The organism is Tessaracoccus yangjingae (genome assembly GCF_055326235.1).
The window spans coordinates 151,054-172,128 of the sequence record NZ_JBUZNN010000005.1; the positions used below are offsets into that span (position 1 = coordinate 151,054).

Annotated in this window: 18 protein-coding genes; 8 read left to right on the forward strand and 10 right to left on the reverse strand. The window is 67.5% G+C overall.

The genetic code is table 11. The annotated features are described in order from the left end of the window. Positions 1-32 precede the first annotated feature (32 nt). From ACZK5D_RS09430 to ACZK5D_RS09455, 6 genes are all read right to left on the reverse strand, one after another. The gene (locus tag ACZK5D_RS09430; protein ID WP_463665098.1) at positions 33-1,139 is read right to left on the reverse strand and encodes a Gfo/Idh/MocA family protein; all 1,107 of its coding nucleotides are present in this window, start codon (positions 1,137-1,139) and stop codon (positions 33-35) included. Between the two features lie 89 nt (positions 1,140-1,228). After that, positions 1,229-2,383 carry a sugar phosphate isomerase/epimerase family protein gene (locus ACZK5D_RS09435; RefSeq protein WP_463665099.1) on the reverse strand — a complete coding sequence of 385 codons (1,155 nt, stop codon included), beginning with the start codon at positions 2,381-2,383 and terminating at the stop codon, positions 1,229-1,231. Between the two features lies 1 nt (position 2,384). Beyond that, entirely contained in the window at positions 2,385-2,849 is a 465-nt protein-coding gene (locus ACZK5D_RS09440) for a C-glycoside deglycosidase beta subunit domain-containing protein (protein WP_463665100.1), read from the reverse strand. A 24-nt stretch (positions 2,850-2,873) separates the two neighbouring features. Beyond that, complete coding sequence (locus ACZK5D_RS09445; RefSeq protein WP_463665101.1) at positions 2,874-3,893, reverse strand: ABC transporter permease; 1,020 nt, start codon at positions 3,891-3,893, stop codon at positions 2,874-2,876. Beyond that, positions 3,893-5,389, reverse strand: a complete 1,497-nt coding sequence (locus ACZK5D_RS09450) for a sugar ABC transporter ATP-binding protein (protein ID WP_463665102.1) — start codon at positions 5,387-5,389, stop codon at positions 3,893-3,895. The genes ACZK5D_RS09445 and ACZK5D_RS09450 overlap by 1 nt, the downstream gene beginning before the upstream one ends. Positions 5,390-5,430: 41 nt before the next feature. Beyond that, entirely contained in the window at positions 5,431-6,681 is a 1,251-nt protein-coding gene (locus ACZK5D_RS09455) for a substrate-binding domain-containing protein (RefSeq protein ID WP_463665103.1), read from the reverse strand. Between the two features lie 259 nt (positions 6,682-6,940). On the opposite strand from ACZK5D_RS09455, the gene ACZK5D_RS09460 reads away from it, so the two are divergent. The 4 genes from ACZK5D_RS09460 to arr all read left to right on the forward strand — a co-directional run bounded on the left by ACZK5D_RS09460 (position 6,941) and on the right by arr (position 11,721). Then, the gene (locus ACZK5D_RS09460; RefSeq protein WP_463665104.1) at positions 6,941-8,152 is read left to right on the forward strand and encodes an ROK family transcriptional regulator; all 1,212 of its coding nucleotides are present in this window, start codon (positions 6,941-6,943) and stop codon (positions 8,150-8,152) included. Between the two features lie 73 nt (positions 8,153-8,225). Continuing rightward, a complete protein-coding gene (locus tag ACZK5D_RS09465) occupies positions 8,226-9,461 on the forward strand; it encodes a lactonase family protein (RefSeq protein WP_463665105.1) in 1,236 nt (411 codons plus the stop codon). Between the two features lie 58 nt (positions 9,462-9,519). After that, on the forward strand, positions 9,520-11,172 hold the full coding sequence (locus ACZK5D_RS09470; RefSeq protein ID WP_463665106.1) for a GMC oxidoreductase: 1,653 nt from the start codon (positions 9,520-9,522) through the stop codon (positions 11,170-11,172). 81 nt (positions 11,173-11,253) lie between these two features. Then, positions 11,254-11,721, forward strand: a complete 468-nt coding sequence (gene arr, locus ACZK5D_RS09475; RefSeq protein ID WP_463665107.1) for an NAD(+)--rifampin ADP-ribosyltransferase — start codon at positions 11,254-11,256, stop codon at positions 11,719-11,721. A gap of 300 nt (positions 11,722-12,021) precedes the next feature. On the opposite strand, the gene ACZK5D_RS09480 is transcribed toward arr, so the two are convergent. From ACZK5D_RS09480 to ACZK5D_RS09495, 4 genes are all read right to left on the reverse strand, one after another. Continuing rightward, positions 12,022-13,380: a GntP family transporter gene (locus ACZK5D_RS09480; protein ID WP_463665108.1), complete on the reverse strand. Its 1,359-nt coding sequence runs from the start codon at positions 13,378-13,380 to the stop codon at positions 12,022-12,024. A 3-nt stretch (positions 13,381-13,383) separates the two neighbouring features. Continuing rightward, complete coding sequence (locus ACZK5D_RS09485; protein ID WP_463665109.1) at positions 13,384-14,265, reverse strand: NAD(P)-dependent oxidoreductase; 882 nt, start codon at positions 14,263-14,265, stop codon at positions 13,384-13,386. 26 nt (positions 14,266-14,291) lie between these two features. Further along, the gene (locus ACZK5D_RS09490; RefSeq protein ID WP_463665110.1) at positions 14,292-15,725 is read right to left on the reverse strand and encodes a four-carbon acid sugar kinase family protein; all 1,434 of its coding nucleotides are present in this window, start codon (positions 15,723-15,725) and stop codon (positions 14,292-14,294) included. 209 nt (positions 15,726-15,934) lie between these two features. After that, positions 15,935-16,624: a FadR/GntR family transcriptional regulator gene (locus tag ACZK5D_RS09495; protein WP_463665111.1), complete on the reverse strand. Its 690-nt coding sequence runs from the start codon at positions 16,622-16,624 to the stop codon at positions 15,935-15,937. 326 nt (positions 16,625-16,950) lie between these two features. Between ACZK5D_RS09495 and ACZK5D_RS09500 the strand changes: the two genes are divergently transcribed. The 4 genes from ACZK5D_RS09500 to ACZK5D_RS09515 all read left to right on the forward strand — a co-directional run bounded on the left by ACZK5D_RS09500 (position 16,951) and on the right by ACZK5D_RS09515 (position 21,070). Then, complete coding sequence (locus ACZK5D_RS09500; RefSeq protein WP_463665112.1) at positions 16,951-17,217, forward strand: HPr family phosphocarrier protein; 267 nt, start codon at positions 16,951-16,953, stop codon at positions 17,215-17,217. A 626-nt stretch (positions 17,218-17,843) separates the two neighbouring features. Continuing rightward, the gene (locus tag ACZK5D_RS09505) at positions 17,844-18,518 is read left to right on the forward strand and encodes a TetR/AcrR family transcriptional regulator (protein WP_463665113.1); all 675 of its coding nucleotides are present in this window, start codon (positions 17,844-17,846) and stop codon (positions 18,516-18,518) included. Between the two features lie 36 nt (positions 18,519-18,554). Next, positions 18,555-19,448 carry an ABC transporter ATP-binding protein gene (locus tag ACZK5D_RS09510; protein ID WP_463665114.1) on the forward strand — a complete coding sequence of 298 codons (894 nt, stop codon included), beginning with the start codon at positions 18,555-18,557 and terminating at the stop codon, positions 19,446-19,448. After that, complete coding sequence (locus tag ACZK5D_RS09515) at positions 19,445-21,070, forward strand: ABC transporter permease (RefSeq protein ID WP_463665115.1); 1,626 nt, start codon at positions 19,445-19,447, stop codon at positions 21,068-21,070. Before ACZK5D_RS09510 ends, ACZK5D_RS09515 begins: the two co-directional genes overlap by 4 nt. Positions 21,071-21,075: the final 5 nt, after the last annotated feature.

Here is a 21,075-nt window from a genome sequence, read left to right on the forward strand (position 1 = left end):
GCGGCCCGCCGACTTGGGCCGTCGTGCTGGAGTCAGTCGAGGAAGACCTGACGGTTCTCGGCGGCGGAGGTGTAGACCGCTTCGAGGATCTGGGTGACGCGGAAGGCTTCCTCGGGCTTGACGACGGGGTCGGTGTCGTTCAGGATCGCGTCGATCCACTGCTTGGCCTCGACGACGCCTGGCGGCTCGTTGCGGCCTTCGAAGTAGGCCACGGCGCTGACGTCGGAGAGCTGCTCGTGGACGAGTTGCCCGTGTCGGGTGCCGTTAAGGATCAGTTCGTCCTTCTTGTAGCTGGCACCGGAACGGATCTCGGCCCCCATTTCGGTGCCGCAGAGAGTGGTGCTGGCCTCTCGGGAGTCGAGGACGTTGAGCGCCCAGGAGGCCTCGATGACGACCGTGGCGCCGTTGCGGAACTTGACGAAGGCCATGGCGGAGTCTTCCACCTCGAAGGTGGTGGTGTCCCAGGGTCCGTAGTAGTTGCCGGATGCGGCCGATTCGAGGTGGCCGAGTTCGTAGTTGACGGAGCCGACGACGCTCTCGACGTCGTAGTTGTCCATGCACCACAAGGTGATGTCCAGGGCGTGGGTGCCGATGTCGATCAGGGGTCCGCCTCCCTGCTGGCTCTTGTCGGGGAACACTCCCCAGGTTGGGACCTGGCGGCGTCGCACGGCGTGCGCCTTGGCGTAGTAGATCTTGCCGAGCTCTCCGTTGATGCTGCTGGTGTGCAGGGTCTGGACCTCAGGGCGGAAGCGGTTCTGGTAGGCGACGGTGAACTTCTTCCCAGAGGCCCTCCATGCGTCGAGCATCTTCTGGGCGTCGGCGGCGCTGTGTGACATGGGCTTCTCGCACAGTACGTGCTTGCCGGCTTCGAAGGCCGCCACGGCGATCTCGGAGTGGGAAACGTTGGGGGTGCAGATGTGCACGACATCGACGGCCGGATCGGCGAGGAGCTCGCGGAAGTCGGTGTAGATGGCCGCGTCGGGGCGGCCGGCGGCGATTGCGGTGGACTGCGCCTTCTCGACGATGAGGTCGCAGAACGCGACGATCTCAGCCTTGTCGGCCACGGCCGCCAGCGAGGGGAGGTGCTTGTGGTTGGCGATGCCGCCGCACCCGATGATTCCGATTCTTACCTTGTCCATGGCTGTTGTGTTCCTGTTCTGGGTGATGATGTGAGTGAGGGCTCTTGGGCGTTGAGCCGGCCGAGCTGTGTGTCGAATCCGGGTGAGTCCTAGTTGGCCTGCGATGTGGGGGTTGGGGTCTCGATGAGGCGCTTGAGCATCTCCTGATGCCTGCGCACCTGGTCGATCTCGCTCATCAGTTCGCCCTCGGTTCGGTCCTGCGAGTAACGCTGGCCCTCGTACTCCGAGTTGATGTACCCGTCGTAGCCGCCCTCCTTCAGTACCCTCAGCGGGCCCTCGTAGTCGAACGACACGTCCTGGTACTGGCCGGGGCTCCCGGGGATCTCGGTCATGTTGAGGAACTTGCCGTGGATGGACACGACCAGCGGAAGTACCTCTTTGAGGTCCTCGGGTGTGGTGCGCGAGAACAGCAGCGCCTCGGCCATGACCTCGTAGTCGATGTCTTCGTGGCCCTCCACATTGGAGTTGACCAGGTCCTTCATGAGGGCGAACGCAGGTTCGAGGTCGCTTGCGGCCTCCCCTGTCTTGAGGTAGCGGGCGAACCCCGAGCGGATGTTGCCCGCTGTGTGGAGGGACATGTCGACCTCGCGGAGCGCATTGCCGGCTCCGAACTTGTTCTCCATGCAGAGCTCGACGACGAGGTCACAGGTTTCGGGCTTGGCGCCGTGGCGGACGTACCAGTCGAGGAGGACCTCAGTGGGCCGGAAGGCGAAGATGCCGAAGTCGGGAACGATGCCGAGGTGTTGGGTGCCGGTCCTGTCCACGTAGTCGGCGATCTCCTGGACGTAGCGTCCGTCCAGCGGGATGGGCTGGTGGATCTCCTTGCCCAGCTTGATGTCGAGTTCCTCGGCGACGGGCAGAGCTGCGGTCATGATCTCAATCGGTGTCGTCGCCAGCGTCCTCACGTTGCTGAAGCCGAGCCGCTTCGCGAGCTTGATGTCGCGGATCAGACGTTCGGCGCATTCCTGGTAGCTCATCACGTGGTCGCGGAACTGGAGGACGTCCATGAATACGTCCATGGTGACGGGCGTGGTGCCGTACTTGTCCATCCAGCCGAACCACTGTGCGTCGAAGCCGGGGTCGGGGTCTGGATAGTGCAATGACATCTCATCGAGCAGTTCGATGCCGGTCGCGCCGTAGAGGTTCTGACCGACTTCGGCGATCTGGCCCTCGAGATCCAGTTGCTTGAAGAACTGGCTCTGCTGGTAGCTGTAGAGGGAGACGCCGCGCTTGATCTGGGTCATGTCAGTTCTCCTGGGTGGTGAGGGCGATGTGGTACGTGATGATGTCGGGGGTCTTGTCGGAGCCCTCGCCCCGCCCTGGGATGGGGGGTTCGTTCACCCACGCCTCATCCGTGGGCGTGTAGCCGTAGGCGGCAAGGACGGACTGTTGGAAGGCGATCTCGTGGGAGCCGGCCTCCAGGCCACCTGGCTTCGCGACGTGCAGGATCGCCTCGTCGTCGTAGTCCCAGTGTTCCCAGACGGCGGTCTTGAGTTCCTCGAAGGTTCGGGGCGGCTGACCGTTGATCTCGAAGGTCTGGACGTCGCGTGGGTACTCGACGCCGTCGACTGCGATGTAGTAGCCGTTGTGGAGGGAGAGGAACACCCCTCGGTAGTTGGCGTGTCGCACAGCGAGCGTGAAGCCGACGATCTGGCCGTCTTGGACCTCGTTGCGGAGGCTGTCTTTCCTGATGAGGAAGTTGTCGAACATCTCAGTGTCTCCTGGTGTGGTGGGTCAGGCGGCGTCTTGGACGGAGGTCGGCTGTGCGGCCTTCTTCTTCTTGCCGGCGCTGGCGCGGTTGTAGTTGTCGTAGCCGATCGCTGCGATGAGGATGAGGCCCTTGACGATGAGCTGGATGTACTGGTTCCAGCCAGCCAGTTGCATGCCGTTGGAGATGATCGCCAGGACGAAGACGCCGGTGAGGAGGCCCCACATCTTCCCCTCGCCGCTGTTGAACGAGATACCACCGAGGATGGCCGCTGTCAGCGCCGTGATCTCGATGCCTGGGCCGAGGGCCGAGTTGGTGGTACCGGTCTTCGAGATGAGGATGAACGAGGCGATGGCGACGAAGAATCCGTTGATCATGAAGGTGAGGATCCGCAGTCGACCGGTCTTGACACCGGCGAGGCGGGTGGCCTCCTCGTTGCCGCCCATGGCCTTGACGTAGCGTCCGAAGTAGGTGAAGTTGTAGATCACGCTCGCGACGGCGACGGCGACGACCGCGAGGAGCACATCGTTGGGGATTCCGAGGAGGGATCCCTTGGTGATGGCGCGGAAGGATTCGGGGAAGTTGTTGAACGCTGCGCCCCCTGAGATGAGGAACGAGACACCCTGGAAGACCAGTGCGGTGGCGATGGTGACGACCAGCGGCTCAATCTTCAGCGCCACCGCCACCGCGCCGTTGATGAACCCGAACGCGACGCCGAGCAGGATCCCCGCCAGCATCGCCAGCCACGGGTTTACGCCCCCGACGGTCATGAGCTTCGCGGTGAGCACACCGATCGCCGAGATCTGGAAGCCGACCGACAGGTCGAGCGCGCCGCTCATCATGATGAACGACACCCCGACGGCGACGATGACGATGTAGGAGTTCTGGACAACGAGGTTGATCAGGTTCAGGGGTGTGAGGAAGGACGGGGTGATCGCTCCGAAGAAGGCCATCAGGCCGACCAGAACGAACAGCATCGTGTACTTCTTGAAGATCGATGCGGCGGTGGTACGCCACGTGGTGTCTGTCGCGGCTGTCGTAGCCATCAGATTGCCTCTTTCACGCTCAGGCCGGAAGCCATTTCAAGGATGGTGCTCTGGGCGAATTCGCCCTTGTTGAGTTCCCCCACGATCCGCCCCTCGTAGAGCACCAGGATTCTGTCGCTGAGGCCGATCAGTTCTTCCATCTCCGAACTGATCAGGATGATCGCCTTGCCGGAGGCGGCCAGGTCGGAGATCAGCTTGTAGATCTCCTGTCTTGCGCCGACATCGATCCCACGGGTCGGTTCGTCAAAGATGATGACCTTGGAGTTCGCGGCCAGGGTGCGGGCGATGACGACCTTCTGCTGGTTGCCGCCGCTGAGGTTCCCGACCGCTTGCTCGAGCGATGGCGTCTTGATCCGCATCTTCTCGACGTAGTCCCGGGTGACCTTCTTGTCGGCACTGCGGTCGACGAAGCCGAACTTCGAGATCAGCGGCAGTGACGCCAGAGTGGTGTTGACCTGCACGCTCCGGCCGAGGAGAGCGCCGTGACGCTTGCGATCCTCGGGGATCATGCCGATCCCCCGCGCCACCGCCTCCCTGGGAGACCGGACACGCACCTGGTCGCCGTCGGTGAACAGCTTCCCGGAATGCAGGGGATCGGCGCCGTAGACGAGCCGAGCAAGCTCCGTGCGTCCGGCCCCGACGAGACCGGCGAGGCCGAGGATCTCGCCCTGGCGGACCTCGAAGGAGCAGTCGGTGTTCGCGTCGCCGGTGAGTCCCTCGGCTCGGAGCGCGACCGGCCCGGGCGGGGCCGGCCGGCTCGGGAAGTTCTCGGACAACTCCCGGCCGACCATAAGGTTGACCAGCTCCTGCCGGTTCGTCTCCGCGGTCTCGAGGGTTGTGACGTATCGACCGTCCCGCATGATCGTGACCTTGTCGGAGATCTCGAAGAGCTCCTCCATCCGGTGGCTGATGTAGATGATCGCGACGCCCCGTTCCCGCAGTCTGCGGACGATCTCGAACATCTTCTCGACCTCAACCACCGATAGCGGCGCGGAGGGCTCATCCATGATCAGGATCTGTGCGCGGCGGGAGACCGCCTTGGCGATCTCGACAATCTGCTGTTTCGATGAGGGAAGGCTGTAGACCGGTGCACCAGGGTCGATGCGCACGTCGAACTCATCGAAGGTGGCTTGGGCCACCTTCCGCATTTTGCGGTAGTTCACGAACCGGCCGAACCGTTCCCCGAAGCAGATGTTCTCCGCGACGCTGAGGCAGCCGACCAGGTTGAACTCCTGGTAGATGACCTCGACTCCGTGTTCTTTGGCCAGCTGTGGCGTGACTGAGGTATGCGGTATCCCATCGCTGAACTCGATCGTTCCGGAATCGGGGGCGATGGCCCCCGCCACGGTCTTGATCAGAGTGGACTTCCCTGCGCCGTTCTCCCCGAGTAGCGCGTGCACTTCTCCGGGATAGAAGTCGATCGACATCTCGGACAGCGCGGTGACGCCGGGGTAGGTCTTGGTGATGTTCCGAAGAGACAGAACCGGCTTCTTCATAGGTGGTTCCTCCTGCATCATGGCCGTGACGGGATGCGGTGTCAGTTGGCCGGGAAGAAGAGATCGGTCTCGGGCAGGTTCCCGTCGTACTTGACGCTGACCACCGTCCCGTCGGATCCCAGGGTGGTGTAGCCGAGGTCTTCCCAGCTGACGGGCGGGACGTCTTCGCCGTTGACCATCTTCGTTGCGGTGTCGACCACGGTCTGGAGCAGGTTGCCGCTGGTCATCACGCCTCGCATCAGAGTGCTGTTGTCGGCGCTCTGCTCGATGAGTGCCAGGTTGTTGTCCGTGAGATCGGAGCCGAACGTTGCCATGCCCGCCGGTTCAGTGGTGACGGTGCCGGCGTTCGCGAGTTCGAGGAGCTTCTCCGAGGTCTGGGCGGCGGTGTCTCCGTAGCTCATGACGATCTTGACGTCTGCGTTCTCCCGGTTGTTCTCGGTGACGAACGTGTCCACGGCGTTCTGAGCGTCGACGGGCGCGAGAATGTTGCGGTTGGAGATCGTCTTGAGATTGACGCGGGCGTCGTAGTACGGGTTGAGAATCGCTTCGCCGTCGGCGTCGAGGACCAGGCCACCTGTGGGCTCATCGACCTCCACGGTGTTCCCGTCGGCGTCGGTGAAGGACACCGACGGACCGTCGGTCTCGACGAAGGTCCCGTTGGTCAGGTCCACCTGACGTAGGAACTTCTCGGCGATGATCTTCATGCCCACCGAGCGCTTCACCATGTTGGGGATGATGCTGGCTTCGAGAACGAGCGCCTTGATTTCACCGTCCTTCGCGTCAGGGTAGGCGGCGTCGATCCATGACGACACCATCGGCGCCATCATGACGCCCATCTGGAACTCATCGGCGCCGACGAAGGCAGTGGCTGCACCTTCGCCCGGGAAGTTGTTGCTCACCAGGGTCTTGACCCCCGCAGAGGTGACCTGAGTCAGGACGTCCTTGTAGGCGGTTGCGTCGCCTGCGGGGAACACGTAGAGGAGACCGGTTCCGGAGGTGGCCGTGTTCTGGATCTGATTGAGCTGTGTGGTGATGTCGTTCTGGGCGCTGAGGATCTGGACCGTGCAGCCGGCCGCCTCGAGTCCGGTCTTGACCGTCTCACCCACGAAGCTGAGGTAGGTGTCGGAGGCGTCTCCGAGGCTGACCACCGCGGGCCCGTTGGGGCACTCTCCGCCTGCGGCCGAGTTGCTCCCAGCAGGCGTCGATGTGGTGGCCTGAGTGCCCGCCGAGCAGCCGACGAGGGCCAGGCTGGCTGCCATGAGACCCGCCAAGCCGAGCTTGATTCCCTTCATGCTTTCTCCTTTGAAATGCCGGCTGCGTCCAGACAGGTGACGCAGCAACACCAGAACCATATGACGAAGATCGACGTAAGTCAAGCTTTTTCCAGCGATCGTTGGTGGAACTGTGGTCATCTAACGTCGATGGGGTAAGCTGTGGACGTACGGGATACGACGAGGTGCCCTGCGCACCGCTCGGAACCCTTCCTAGATGGGCGAGGAGCGACGTATGGTCGCACACCTGCACGAGACGGTCCGGCGAGGAGAGCCAATGATGAGTGACAGCACAGATGCACGAGATGTCCTCGGCATCCTTCGCGACGGCAGACCCCGCACGAAGTCCGAGTTGGCCACCATGACGGGCAAGGCTCGCTCAACCGTGTCTCTCCGCCTGGCCGAGCTCGTCGACGCCGGCCTCGTCACTGAGCTCGACGGCACCGCATCCACGAAGGGGCGCCCCTCGGCGGTGTTCGCCCTGGCCACCAGGTCGCGGGTGATCGGTGCCGTGCTGCTCGGGGCCCGCCACGGGCTCACCGCGATCACGGATCTGGCAGGCTCCATCCTGGAACAGGACAGCTTCCCCGTCGACATCGCCGATGGGCCCGTCGCGGTCCTCGACCAGGTGATCGACAGCCTGCTGACGCTGCTGCAGCGCGCGGGGCGGCCGAAGAGCGAGGTCATCGGCATCGGCATCGGGGTGCCCGGCCCGGTCGATCCCGTGTCCGGGATCCCGAGCAGCCCCCCGATCATGCCCGGGTGGGACAAGTTCGACATCGCCGACTATCTCCAGCGACAGTTCCCTGCACCCATTCTCGTGGACAACGACGTCAACGTGATGGCCATCGGCGAGTGGATCAGCCATTGGCCCGACGAGCGTGATGTGATCATGGTCAAGGTCTCCACCGGGATCGGCGCCGGCATCATCGCCGACGGCCGACTGATTCGCGGCTCTCGCGGAGGCGGCGGCGACATCGGCCACATCCAGGTCGAAGCTGCCGATGAGCGGCTCTGCCGATGCGGCCAGGTGGGCTGCCTTGAGGCACTCGCCAGCGGCCACGGCATCGCGCAGACACTGAACTCCCTAGGCATCGAGGCCACGAACGCAACAGATGTCGTCACGCTCGCACGGGGCGGGGACGCGGTTGCCGGCCGGGTCGTCAGAGACGCCGGCCGGGCGATCGGCCGGGTGCTCGCTGGGCTGGTGGCTGCGCTGAACCCCACTCTCATCATTCTCGGCGGGGAAGTGTCCCAGGTCGGCGAACCGCTCCTGGCCGGCATCCGGGAGGCCGTATACGGCCGGTCACAGCCCACCGCGACCAACGATCTGCGGATCGTAGTCTCACCCGACCCGCGGTCAGCCGCCATCACGGGAGCCTCCCGCTTGGTCCAGAACCACCTCTTCGGTCTCCCGCAACAGCCGGTCGTGTACTACGGCTACGACACGAACGGCGGCATCCTAACCGGCCTGTCCACCACGCAGGCATAAGAGCGAACCTCCGCAGAGCAGTTACGGTGACGGTCGACTAGACTTATAACAGTCGTCGATATAAGATGCCTGTGTGTCAGAGCCGATCCTCAGCGAAGAGTCCCACCACCACGTCAGCCAGGCGGAAGGCCGGCGACTGGTCGTCGGCCGATACCGAGGCGAAGGCCCAGACGCCCAGCCAGGAGGCCTCACGATCCTGCGAGTCGATCCCGACGGATCCGCGGCGGCTCCATGTGATCGAGGAACAGGTCTGGAGGCCGGCTACCTGGCAGCGTCACCTGACAGATCCACCGTCTACACGGTTGACGAGCGGAAGAACGACGGACGCGGACCGGTTGGCCCGGCAGCCAGCATCCAGTCCTTCCGCGTCGACGCCGATCGAGGTGACCCAAACCCATCGAGCGCACAGCCCGCTCTGGGCCCGTTCCCCACCTACCTGTCGGTCGATCCGAGCGGCGGTTGGCTGGCAGTGGCTGCGCATGGATCGTTCGACCACGTCGAAAGGATCGTGCGAACAGAGCGAGGGTTCTCCGTCGAGAACGTCTATGACGACTCGACAGTCTCGCTCTACCCGATCGATGCCAGCGGCAGGATCGGTGAGCTCGCCGACCTCGTCGTACTGACCGGCCACGGTGTGGATCCGTGCGAATCCGCCCAAGCAGGCGGCCACCCTCAGGCCAGCGCCCACGCCCACTGCGCCCAGTTCGACCCCTCCGGACAGTTCATCGTGGCGTGCGACAAGGGAACCGACCTCATCCATGTCTTCCGGCTCATGCCCAGCTCCGGACGGCTCCACCCAGCCTCCGTCCATCAGTGCAGCCCCGGCACAGCACCCCGCCACATCGCGTTCCATCCACACGAACCGCTGGCCTTCGTCACGAACGAACTGGCTTCGACGATCACCGGCTACCGCTTCGACGCCACCCATGGCACGCTCGACGAGATCTCCACCATCTCAACGCTCGCCCCGGGCGGGTGCGCCCGGACCAACGAGCCGGCCGAGGTTCAGGTGCACCCTCGAGGAGGACACGTCTTCGTCAACAACCGTGGACAAGACACCCTGGTCGGCTTCGCGATCGACCCATCCACCGGCAACCTGAGCTACGCCACCCACACCAGCCTGGCCGCCTCGATTCATCCCGGACTGGCGGCTCGCAGCTTCAGATTCGATCCCACCGGCAGCCAGCTGTTCGTCGCCGACCGACCCGCCGACGCACTGATCACCTACGCCGTCAGCGCCGACACCGGTGAGTTGACCGAGGTCAACCGGACCACCGTCAGCCAGCCCGCCTTCGTGCTCGTTCTCTAGACACCACACCGCACGGTGACCCCGTTGAGGCCACCGCCACAACCGAAGGGCCCACACCATGAGCTACCTGAACAAGCGATTCGACGCTCTCGTGATCGGATCAGGCGCCAGTGGCAGCATCGCCGTCAAAGAACTCACCGAACGAGGACTCGACGTGCTGCTGCTCGAAGCCGGACGCGACATCACACCAGCCGACTTCACCCCCCCGAAGCCCAGCAAACCCGCCGCTATGAGCATCAACCTCTGGGGCAGAATGACCTCGGCCATGAAGGGCCAATACCGGCAAGCCCGTCGAGCCATGTTCAAGGACCAAACCAGCCCCTTCCTGGTCAACGACTACCAAGCCCCCTACTCCACCGACGGTGGTGACTACCTCTGGATCCGCGGACGGATCCTCGGAGGACGCCTCCACTCCTACGGACGGGTACTTCTTCGATCCTCCGACCACGAGTTCAAGGCCGGCAGCCTCGACGGCAAGAGTGAAGACTGGCCCATCTCCTACTCAGACGTCGCTCCCTACTACGACCGGGTGGAGGAGTTCCTGGGCATCTACGGCACGAGCGAGAACCTCCCGAATCTGCCTGATGGCAGATACCGGGGCCCCTCCACCCTGACCGCCTCGGAGCAGCACTTCAAGTCAACCGTCGAAGGGCATTGGCCCGACCGCCACGTCGTGCCCTGGCGCTACGCCGCCCCTAACCTCGAGCGGGTCCCCCTCGGCATCATGGCCGCACGCAAGACCGGACGACTCACCACACGCACCGACGCGGTCGTCAGCAGAATCACGGTGGACCGCACCACCGGCCGCGCCGATGGAGCCGTCTTCATCGACCGCGTGACCAAGACCCAACACCGCGTCCAGGCCGACGCCGTCATGCTCTGCGCCTCCGCGATCGAATCCGTGAGGCTACTGCTGAACTCAGCCACCGACGGGCACCCCAACGGTCTCGGGAACTCCTCCGGTCTCCTGGGCCACTTCTTCATGGACCAGACGCCCAGCCTCCTGTTCGGCTCCGACCCGAACCACACTGGCTACGACACCACGAACCCGGCCCCCGACGACCCCTACTACGCACCAGTCGGCGGCGTCTACGTCCCGCGCTTCAACAACCTCCACGGTGCCGAGGGCTCCGACTTCGCGCGCGGCTGGGCCATCCAAGGCACGATCGGGCGCATGCCGGTCCCCGACGGCCAGCCCGGCGTCGTAGGACTGATGGGCTTCGGCGAGATGCTGCCCTACTACGACAACCGCATCACGCTGCACAGCCGGCGCAAGGACGCCTGGGGAATCCCCATCCCCAAGATCCGCCTGAAGGTCACTGACAACGAACGCGCACTCATGCGAGCCCAGGTACAAGGGCTGAAGGAGATGTCCGAGGCAAGCGGCTACCGCACCAACTTCGCCGGCTCCGCACTGGGCCTCGCGCCCGGCAAGCTCTGGCCAGACGCCGACCCCATCAGCCGACTCATCTTCCGCATAGGGTTCCCCATGAGCCTCGCCATGGGCGCAGCGATCCATGAGTGCGGCGGAGCTCGCATGGGCAACAACCCCACGACGTCGGTTCTCAATGAGCACAACCAAACCTGGGACGTGCCCAACCTGTACGTCTCGGACGCAAGCTGCTACGTCTCCAACGGTGCCGTCGGCCCCACCCTGACGATCATGGCCCTCACAGCCCGCGCTGCCGAGCACCTCAGCCAGAGCCAGTAGCTTGGCCAGTCCATCTCGAGCTTGAGCAGGGTCCGCCGTGCGGCGAGTGGCAGACTCGTCTGCACGACGCGAAGGAGCGAGATGACCGCAGGCAACGAGCCAGGAGCCCACATTCCTGTCACCTTCGAGAGCTGCGCTCACGTCCAGGGGCCGTTCTACCACGGCACGAGGTCTGCGCTGGAGGCCGGCACCGAGCTCGTTCCGGGCTACGGCTCGAACTACCACCAAGGCCGCGTGTCGAACAACATCTACTTCTCCGCGTTGGTGGAGACGGCCGTGTGGGGGGCCGAACTCGCCACGTCACTGGCAGGAAGCGCCGAGCGCGGGCACGTCTACGTCGTGCAGCCCACGGGCCCGTTCGAGGACGACCCCAACGTTACCAACAAGCGGTTCCCCGGCAACCCCACGCAGTCCTACCGCACCCGGCACCCGCTGCGCGTGGTCGCCGAGCTCGAGCACTGGGAGGGCCACGACCCCGAGGTGCTCAAGGGGATGCTGGACCACCTCGCCCAGCTCCGGGAGCAGGGCCTGGACGTCATCGAGGACTAGCCCGGAGCCCGAGCGCCTCGGCGGCGATCACTTGAGGGGGACGCGCCGCACCTCGGGAACTCCAGTGGCGGATCTGGTCCCGACTACGCCCAGATCCGCCACCTTGCTGGGGCCACTCTCCGACGCAGCGCCCCCGGCACGATGAGAGGGGCGACCCCCCCCGGGATCTCAGTGGCGGATCCCGTACCGACTACCAGCACAGATCCGCCACTCACCGGGCGCCACCCTCCGTCGCTGCGCGCCCAGACACCACGAGGGGGCCGCGCGCCCACACGCGGCCCCCTCGTCGGTCGATCCGCTCTAGGACACCAGAGCGAACACCCCCCACGTGATGAGGAACCCGACCACGCCCAGGATGGTCGACAGCACCGTCCACGTCTTCAGGCCGTCCTTGACGCTGAGGCCGAGGTACTTGGTCACGATCCAGAAGCCGGAGTCGTTGATGTGGCTCAGCCCCAGGCCGCCGAATGCGATGGCCAGAGTGACCAGCGTCATCTGCGTGGGGTTGTACCCCGCGTCGAGGATGGGCTGGGCGAGCAGGCCGGCGGCGGTGAGGATGGCCACGGTGGCGGAGCCCTGCGACGCGCGCAGCGCCAGCGAGATGAGGAACCCGGCCAGGATGATCGGCATGTTGATGGCGATCAGCGCCTCGGAGAACGCCGCGCCAATGCCCGAGGTGACCAGCACGTTGGCAAACACGCCGCCGGCGCCGGTGACGAACACGATCACCGCGACATCAGGCAGAGCAGAGTCCAGCACCGAGCCACGCTTCTCCAGCGACCACTTCTGGTTGTGCCCCACGACGAGGTAACCCACGATGACGGCCGTGAGCAGCGCGATGGGCGAAGCGCCGAACATGCCCGCGAGCCCGCGTGCGGTGGTCCCCTCTGCGAGGGTCATGTTGCCGACCGTGCCCACCATGATCTGCAGGATCGGCAGCAGGATGAGGGCCAGCACGGTGCCGGCGCCGAGGACACGCTTGGGGCCGTCGACGGCCTCGTCGTGAATGACGGCCGACTTCGTGGCCGGGGACTCCAGCAGCTCGTATTTGCTCGCCTTGAACAGCTTCGCCGCGAAGTACCCGACGAGGGCGGTGACGGCGCTGATGGGCAGGCCGATGAGCAGCATCATGCCGACGTCGGCGCCGGTGATCCCAGCGGCCGCGACCGGGCCGGGGTGCGGGGGCAGCGCCACGTGCACGGTGAGCATCGCGCCGGCCACGGGCAGGCCGAGGACGAGCGGGTTGAGCTTCGCCGCGCGGGCGAACCCGAACACGATGGGCGCCAGGATGATGAAGCCGACGTCGAAGAACACGGGGATGCCGAGCACGAAGGCGGCGGCGGTGACCGCGGCGACGACCCGCTTCGGGCCCAGGACGGCGGAGAACTTCTCCGCCAGGGCGTCGGCGCCGCCGGACACCTCGATGAGGCGGCCGAGCATGGCGCCCAGCCCGACGACGATCATGACGCTGGACAGGGTCTTGCCCATGCCCTCGGTCATGGTGGGCACCACGTCGGTCAGCGCGATCCCGGTGGCCAGCGCCGTGCCGAACGCCACCAGCAGCAGCGCGACGAACGCGGACATCTTGATCCGGATCACCAGGATCAGCAGGAGGACGATCGCGCCGACGGCGATGCCCAGCAGGCTTGCGGCTCCCACGGGTCAGCCCTTCTTCGGCGTGACGAGGCGGATGACCGACGAGTCGTCCATGGCGCCCTGCCCGTTGGCGAGGCCCTGAAGGTAGAGCTGCTCGGCGGCGGCGGCGACGGGGACGGGCATGCCGACGGACCTCGCGGCGGCGGTGACGATGCCCATGTCCTTGACGAAGATGTCCAGGCGGGACTTCACCTCGGCGGCCTCGCCGTCGTAGGCCTGGATGGCGCGGGGGCCGCGGTCGCCCAGCATGAAGGACGCGGCGGCGCCCGACATCAGCGCGTCGAGGGCCTTGGCCTGGTCCAGGCCGAGCTCGCCGGCCAGGGCCAGCGCCTCGCCGGCGGCCGCGATGTGCACGCCGCACAGGAGCTGGTTGACGGTCTTCATGCACTGCCCCTTGCCGGGGGCCTCCCCCACCCACACGAGGTTCGAGGCCATGGCCTCCAGCACGGGGAGGCAGTGCTCGTAGACGTCGGGGTAGGCGCCGACGGTGACCAGCAGGTCGCCCTTGCCGGCGCGGGCGGGGCCGCCGGAGACGGGGGCGTCGGCCAGGCCGATGCCGTCGTCGGCCAGGCGAGCGGCCACGGCCTCGACGGCCTGGATGCCGACGGTGGAGGTGAGGATGATCGCGGCGCCGCGGCCGAGGGCCGGGACGATGCCGGCCTCGCCGTAGAGGAGCTCCTCCAGCTGGGCCTGGTTGCGGACGGCGACGAGCACGATGTCGGCGCCGTCGCAGGCCTCGCGGGCGGAGGGGCGGCAGGTGATACCCGCGTCGGTGGCGAGCTGGACGCGCGCCTCCGCGATGTCGAAGGCGGTGACGGGGAACGACTGGCCTAGCCAGGTGGCCATGGGCAGGCCCATGGCGCCGAGTCCGAGAACGGCGATGTTCATGGAAGTGGGGGTCCTTTCGGGGGTGGTCAGGCTTGGGTGAGGGTGTCGACGACAGCAGCCAGGGAGTCGGCGGCGCCGACGTTTCCGGCGAAGACGACGTAGGGGATGCCTGCGGCGGGGCCGTCCTGGCCCGACCACAGCGACACGATGCCGGGCAGCATCGGGCCGATGACGTTGGCGTGGCGGAAGCCGAGGCCCCTGGTGGCCACGTCGGAGGAGGTGATGCCGCCCTTGGCCACCACGAACCGCGGCGGGTTGGCGGCCAGCACCCGCTGGACCACCTCGACGACGGCGGCCGAGACCTGGCGGGAGATGGTGAGCGACTCGTCGCCGTCGGCACCGGTGACCAGCGTGCGGGAGGTACGCACGACGACGTTGCCGTCGTTCAGCGCGTGGGCGGCGCGGGTGGCGATGTCGGAGATGTGGGTGTCGCGGCGGGCGGTGTCTGTGACCTTGGCCACCTCGATCTCGAGCTCCAGCGGGTGCTGCTGCTCGCGCAGGTGGGTGAGCTGGCGGGTGGTGAGGTCCACGTGGCTGCCCACCATGATCAGCCCGCCCTTGGCGAGCTCGTGCCCGCCGCGGGAGGCGCGGATCTCGTCGACCGTCACCGGCGGGCGCACTGCCTGGCCGATCCGGGCGCGGCAGAACGGCGGGCCCACGCGGTAGACGAAGCGCGAGCCGGCGGCCTCGGCGTCGATCAGCGCCAGCGCGAGGAGGCGCAGGTCCTCCTCCTCGACGATGTCGACGACGATGACGCGGGCGTCGCCTGCGGAGCGGAGGATCTCGACGGTGCGGGCGCGGTCCGTGCGGAGGACGGTGAGGTCGATGTGGAGGACGTCGTCGGCCTTGACGGAGCCGCCGGTCTTCTCCTGCACCCAGTCCGCGAGGCGGGAAGCGCGGTAGCCGAAGGTGGCGTCGCGGGCGAACTCGGTGTCGCCGACGGGTGTGAAGCCCGCGGCGCGGGAGCCTGCGTAGTGGACTCCGCCGACGGTGATGCGGCCCGCGTCGCCGAACGCGGGGACCACGACGATGCCGTCGACCCCGTGGCCGGTGGAGGCGCGGATCTCCTCGGCGATGGTCAGCGGCTCGAGGGGGAAGTGGCCGCGCAGCGTCGAGTCCGAGCGGGAGACGAAGGCGACGGGGGTGTCGCCGGCTGCCTCGAGCGCGGCGGCGACGACCTCGCGGTTGACGCGCTCGGCGTCGGCCGGGGCCAGGGAGCGCGAGTTGGTCATCACGTAGACGGCGGGCTTGCCAGTGCCGAACGCCCAGCGGAAGTCGTCGACGTCCCAGGCGGTGAGCACGGGGAGGTCCGCGACGGACTGCGTGCCGGTTGGGTCGTCGTCGAGGACGACGTAGATGGTGTGGTCGCCGGCGTCGCGGCGGGCCTCGACCACGGCCTCGGCCGTGATGGGCACGACGGCGGGGCGGTCGGTCAACAGATCGGACAGTTCCACTGTCATGTCACTCCTTTGTGCTCAGACCTCAGAGGTCTAAGCAAACAATGACACAGCGAGGGAGACGGCGCAAGAGGAACGCCGAGCCGGCCGTACCGACCAAGAGCTGAATAAGCGAGCTGCCCTCTTAGCGGCCTCTCCCCCGAGCTGGTTGAGCGGGGCCGGGAGGAGCGAAGCGACGCGCGCCCGCGTCGAACCCAGCGGAAGCGATCCGCCTAGAGGGCCGCGATGTCGTCGTGGGTCTGCGTCATGTGGGCGCGCATCGCGTCCTTCGCGCCGGCCGTGTCCCCCGCCGCGATCCTCTCCGCGATCCGACGGTGGTGCTCCTGGGCGCGCGACCGCACCTCCACCAGCGCCGCCGTCGTCCGCCGCGACGCCGACAGCGCCTCGGCCAACGGCTGCATGATCGCGGCCAGGAACGGGTTGCCGGAGGCCGCGAGGATGGCCTCGTGGAACGCGATGTCCAGCGCCGCCACCTCGTCGACGTCCTCCCGCTCCCCCGCCGCGTCGTAGCGGTCCAGGAGGCTCTGCATCCGGGCCACGTCGTCGTCGCTGCGGTGCTCCGCGGCCAGCCCCGCCGCGCCCACCTCGAGCATCCGCCGCACCTGGATGAGCTGCAGCCCGAGGTCGCGCGACGGCGTGGTGCGGGCCAGCACTCCGATCAGCGTGGGCAGGTCCCGCCACTCCTCCCGGGGGGCGACGAAGGTGCCGCGGCCGTGCACCACGCGCAGCACGCCGCGGTCGCTCAGTGAGCGGACGGCCTCGCGCATCGTCGGGCGGCTCACCTCGAGCAGCGCGGCGAGATCCGCCTCCGGCGGGAGGGCACTGCCGGCTGGGAATCCACCGTCGACGACGCGGTCGAGGATGCCCTGGATGGCCTCATCCACCAGTCCGCGCCGGCTCATGCCTCCCCCGTCCGTTCAACGTCACTCGGCTGGCAGCCTACGCGAGGCCCGGGAGGCGCCCAGCTACGGCTCACCTTACAAAAACCACAGAATGCCGTTGGCATTCCTCACACTCACTGGTCCTGGCAGTGACGCTTTCAGACCCATCCGCATGATCGGCGCGTTGAACGTGACGAACCGCGTCAACTGGAGCCGCAGGCCACCACCTCGCCGTACGCCCGGGACGGGCCCGAGGGGCCTATCCTCGGAGGTAGGACGGCCCTGTTCCCGGCGGCCGCGGCGACGAAGCCCCCCGCCGAGCCGTCCATTCAGCGAAGGAGACAGCCATGCCGCACACCACCGCCACCGTCGGATCGGCCGTTGGGCTGCAGGCCCGCCCCGCGTCGATCATCGCCGACGCCGTCGCCGAGCTCGGCATCCCCATGACGCTCCGCTTCGAGGGCATCGGGACGCAAGCGTTCGATGCCACGTCGCAGATGGAGATCGCGAAACTGGGCGCGGAGAAGGGCGCCAGGCTCATCGTCGAGTCCGACGACGAGGACGCCAACGCCGCGATCGCGTCCCTGATCGAAAGCGACCTCGACGAGGAGTGATCCCCCGGCTGTGCGGCGCGCCCCTGTCCGCTGGCCGAGGTGCGAGGAGCGAAGCGCGCCCACCCCCGCTGGCTGAGGAGCGAGGAGCGCAGCGACGAGCCTCGAAGCCTACGAAACGTGCCTTGTCAGCTCACGTTTTCTAGGCTTCGAGGCCGCTACGCGGCACCTCAGCCAGCGGTTAGGCGACACCTCAGCCAGCGGTTAGGCGACACCTCAGCCAGCAGTGACGCGAGGGGCGAAGCGCGCCTTCCCTCTCGCTGGCTGACTTGTAGGAACGCTCCTTCTTGCGCCACAGGGGCCGCCCGCGGCCCCGGACACTGAGGTGCGAGGAGCGCAGCGCGTCCCAAGGCGGCACCGCAGCCAGCAGTGACGCGAGGGGCGAAGCGCGCCTTCCCTCTCGCTGGCTGAGGTGCGAGGAGCGCAGCGACGAGCCTCGAAGCCTAAGAAACATGCCTTGTCAGCTCACGTTTTCTAGGCTTCGAGGCCGCTTCGCGGCACCTCAGCCAGCAGTAGGCGGCACCTCAGCCAGCAGTAGGCGGCACCTCAGCCGGCGGTTAGGGCGCACCTCAGCCGGCGGCGGCGCGTCACCCTTGACACCGACTGAACAAGCGTTCAGACTACTGAACATGAGTTCAGCCGACGACCTCCAGGCGCACGCCCGCATCCGCGACGCCGCCCTGCGGCTGTTCGGGCAGCAGGGCATCAAGGGCACCACCGTGCGGCAGATCGCCGAGTCCGCCGCCGTCTCACCCGCGCTCGTCATCCACCACTTCGGCAGCAAGGACGGCCTCCGTCGCGCCTGCGACGAATGGATGATGGCCCGCCTCACCGAGACCAAGACCGCCGCCGTCTCCGGTACCGACGCCACCGCCGCCGTCTTCCGCGCCCAGGGCGAGTTCCAGCCGTTCTTCGGCTACATCGCCGCCTCCATCACCGAGGGTGGCGACGGCGCGGACCGCCTTTTCGAGGCCATGTGCGCGCTCACCCGCGACATGTTCACCGTCGGCGTGCCCGCCGGCATCATGCGCGAGCCAACGGACCTCGACGCCACCGTCGCGCTGCTCGTTTCGCTGAGCCTTGGCGCGACGGTGCTCGAGGCGCAGGTGTCGCGGCATCTGGGCGGCACCCACCTCCTCGACCCCGCGGTCCTCCCCCGCTACTCGCTGGCCTCCACCGAGCTGTTCACCCACGGCCTCTTCGCCGACGACACCATGCTGCGCCAGGTCCAGGCCGCCTTCGCCGCGCCCGAGCGGATCCCCGCCGACGGCGTCACGGACCCCGACCCGCCGCCCCGTCCCTGATCCCGTCCCCACCACTTCTCCCTTCAAGGCACACCCATGACCCACGCCATCGACACCCGCGACCTGACCAAGACCTTCGGCCGCACCGTCGCCCTCAACCGCCTCAACCTCGCCGTCGAGCCGGGCGAGGTGCACGGCTTCCTCGGCCCCAACGGCGCAGGCAAGACCACCACGCTGCGCATCCTGCTCGGCCTCATCCGGCCGGACTCCGGCGAGGCCACCGTCCTCGGCGGGCACCCCGTCCGCGACGCCGTCGAGCTCCACCGTCGCATCGCCTACGTTCCCGGCGACGTCGAGCTCTGGCCGCAGCTCACCGGCGGCGAGGCCATCGACGTGCTCACCCGGCTCCGAGGCGACGGCGACCCCGCCCGCATCACCGAGCTCTGCGAGCGCTTCGACCTCGACCGCGCCAAGAAGGCCCGCACCTACTCGAAGGGCAACCGACAGAAGGTCGCCCTCGTGGCTGCGCTGGCCAGCCGCGCGGAGCTGTTCATCCTCGACGAGCCCACCTCCGGCCTGGACCCCCTCATGGAGGCCGTGTTCCAGGACGAGGTGCGCGGGCTCATCGCCCGCGGGGCGACGGTGCTGCTCAGCAGCCACATCCTCGGCCAGGTGGAGGCGCTCGCGCACCGGGTCTCCATCATCCGCGACGGCGCCATCGTCGAGACCGGCACCCTCGACGCCATGCGGCACCTCCGTCGCACCACGATCCAGGCCACGCTGGAGGGCCCCGTCAACGGCTTGGCCGCCATGGCCGGTGTCCACCACCTGACCACCGACGACCACCGGCTCACCATGGAGGTCGACGGCGAGCAGATCGGGGCGGTGATGTCGCGGCTGACCGACGCGGGGTTGAGGTCCGTCATCGCGCACCCGCCCACGCTGGAGCAGATGCTGCTGCGCCACTACGGCGAGTCGAGCCCCCGATGAGCCAGACCCTCACCGCAACCGGACCGCTGCTGCGGTTCGCCGCCCGCCGCGACCGCGTCAAGCTCTCCATCTGGGTGCTCGCCCTGGCCGCGTTCGTGCCGTACATGATGTCGGCCTACCGGGTGATCTTCGCCACCCCCGAGGACCTGGCGCCCATCGCGCTGCTGCTGGCCAACCCGACCCTCACCCTGTTCACGGGCCCTGGCTACGGCGTGCGGGGGGTGGCACCGGAGGGCCTCACGCATCAGATCATCTTCGCCAGCGTCTACTGGCTGTACCTGCTGATCTTCGTGGCGCTGATGAACATCCTGCTGGTGTCGCGGCACACGCGGCTCGAGGAGCAGACGGGTCGCGCCGAACTGGTGCGCGCGAGCGTCGTGGGGCGTCTGACTCCTCTGACGTCGGCGCTCCTTCTGGCGTTGGTGGCCAATGTCGCGGTGGGCGGCCTCGTGGCCGCGGGGCTGATCGGGTTCGGCGGCGACGCGTCGTCGTCGCTGCTGCTGGGTGCCGCGACGGCCGGCGTCGGGCTGGTGTTCGCGGGAGTCGCGACGGTGACCGCCCAGGTCAGCGCGTTCTCCGGCGGGGCCAGCGGGATGGCCGGGGCGGTGCTGGCCGCCTCCTGGGTGATCCGCGGCCTGGGCGACATGATGGCCGCCCCGGATCAGTACGGCACCTGGCTGTCGTGGCTGTCGCCGCTGGCCTGGGCGCAGCAGACGAGGGCCTTCCACGACGACCGCTGGTGGCCGGTCGGCCTGATGCTCGCCGTCGCGGCGGCAATGCTCGTGGTCGGCTTCACGATGGCCGCACGCCGTGACCTCGGCGCCGGGCTCGTGCAGCCTCGTCGCGGGCGGCCGACCGCCGCCCCGTGGCTCCGCAGCCCGATGACTCTGGCCTGGCGGCTGCACCGCACGCAGGCGGTGGCGTGGGCCGTCGCCCTGTCGCTGGCGTCGGCGATGTACGGCTCGTTCGCGCCGGCGATGGTGGAGGCGTTCAGCGAACTGCCCGACATCTTCCAGCAGCTCATGGGCGGATCCGACGCCGCGCTCGAGGGCTACGTCACCCTGACCGTGACGATGTTCCGGATCATGGTGGCGATCTTCGCGGTCATCGCCTGGCAGAAGGTCGTGGGGGAAGAGGTGGGCGGCCTGGCCGAGCCGGTGCTCGCCACCCACGTCCGGCCGGCCGCCTGGATGGCGGGGCACCTGCTCGTGGTGGCCCTGGTCTGCTCCGGGTTGGTGGTGCTGACCGCAGCCCTGTCGGGCACGTTGGCCGCCGGGGTTGACGGCGACTACTCCCTCGTGGGCGAGGCGGTCGCGGCATCCGCCGCCGGCATCCCGGCGATCCTCATGGTGCTCGGCCTGGCGGTGGCGCTGCATGCGGTCGCGCCGCGGCTGATGGTCTTCGCCTGGATCCCGGTGGTGCTGGGGGCACTCATCGACATCTTCGGCGAGATGCTGCAGATCCCCGTGTGGGCGCGCCAGATCTCGCCCTTCGAACACACGCCCGCGATGCCGGGCGAGGAGTTCGCGCTGGCGCCCGTCGTGGTTCAGACGGTGGTCGCGGTGGGGCTGGTGGCGTTCGGGCTGTGGAGGTTCGGTCGCCGCGACATCCCCGGCCACTGACCCTC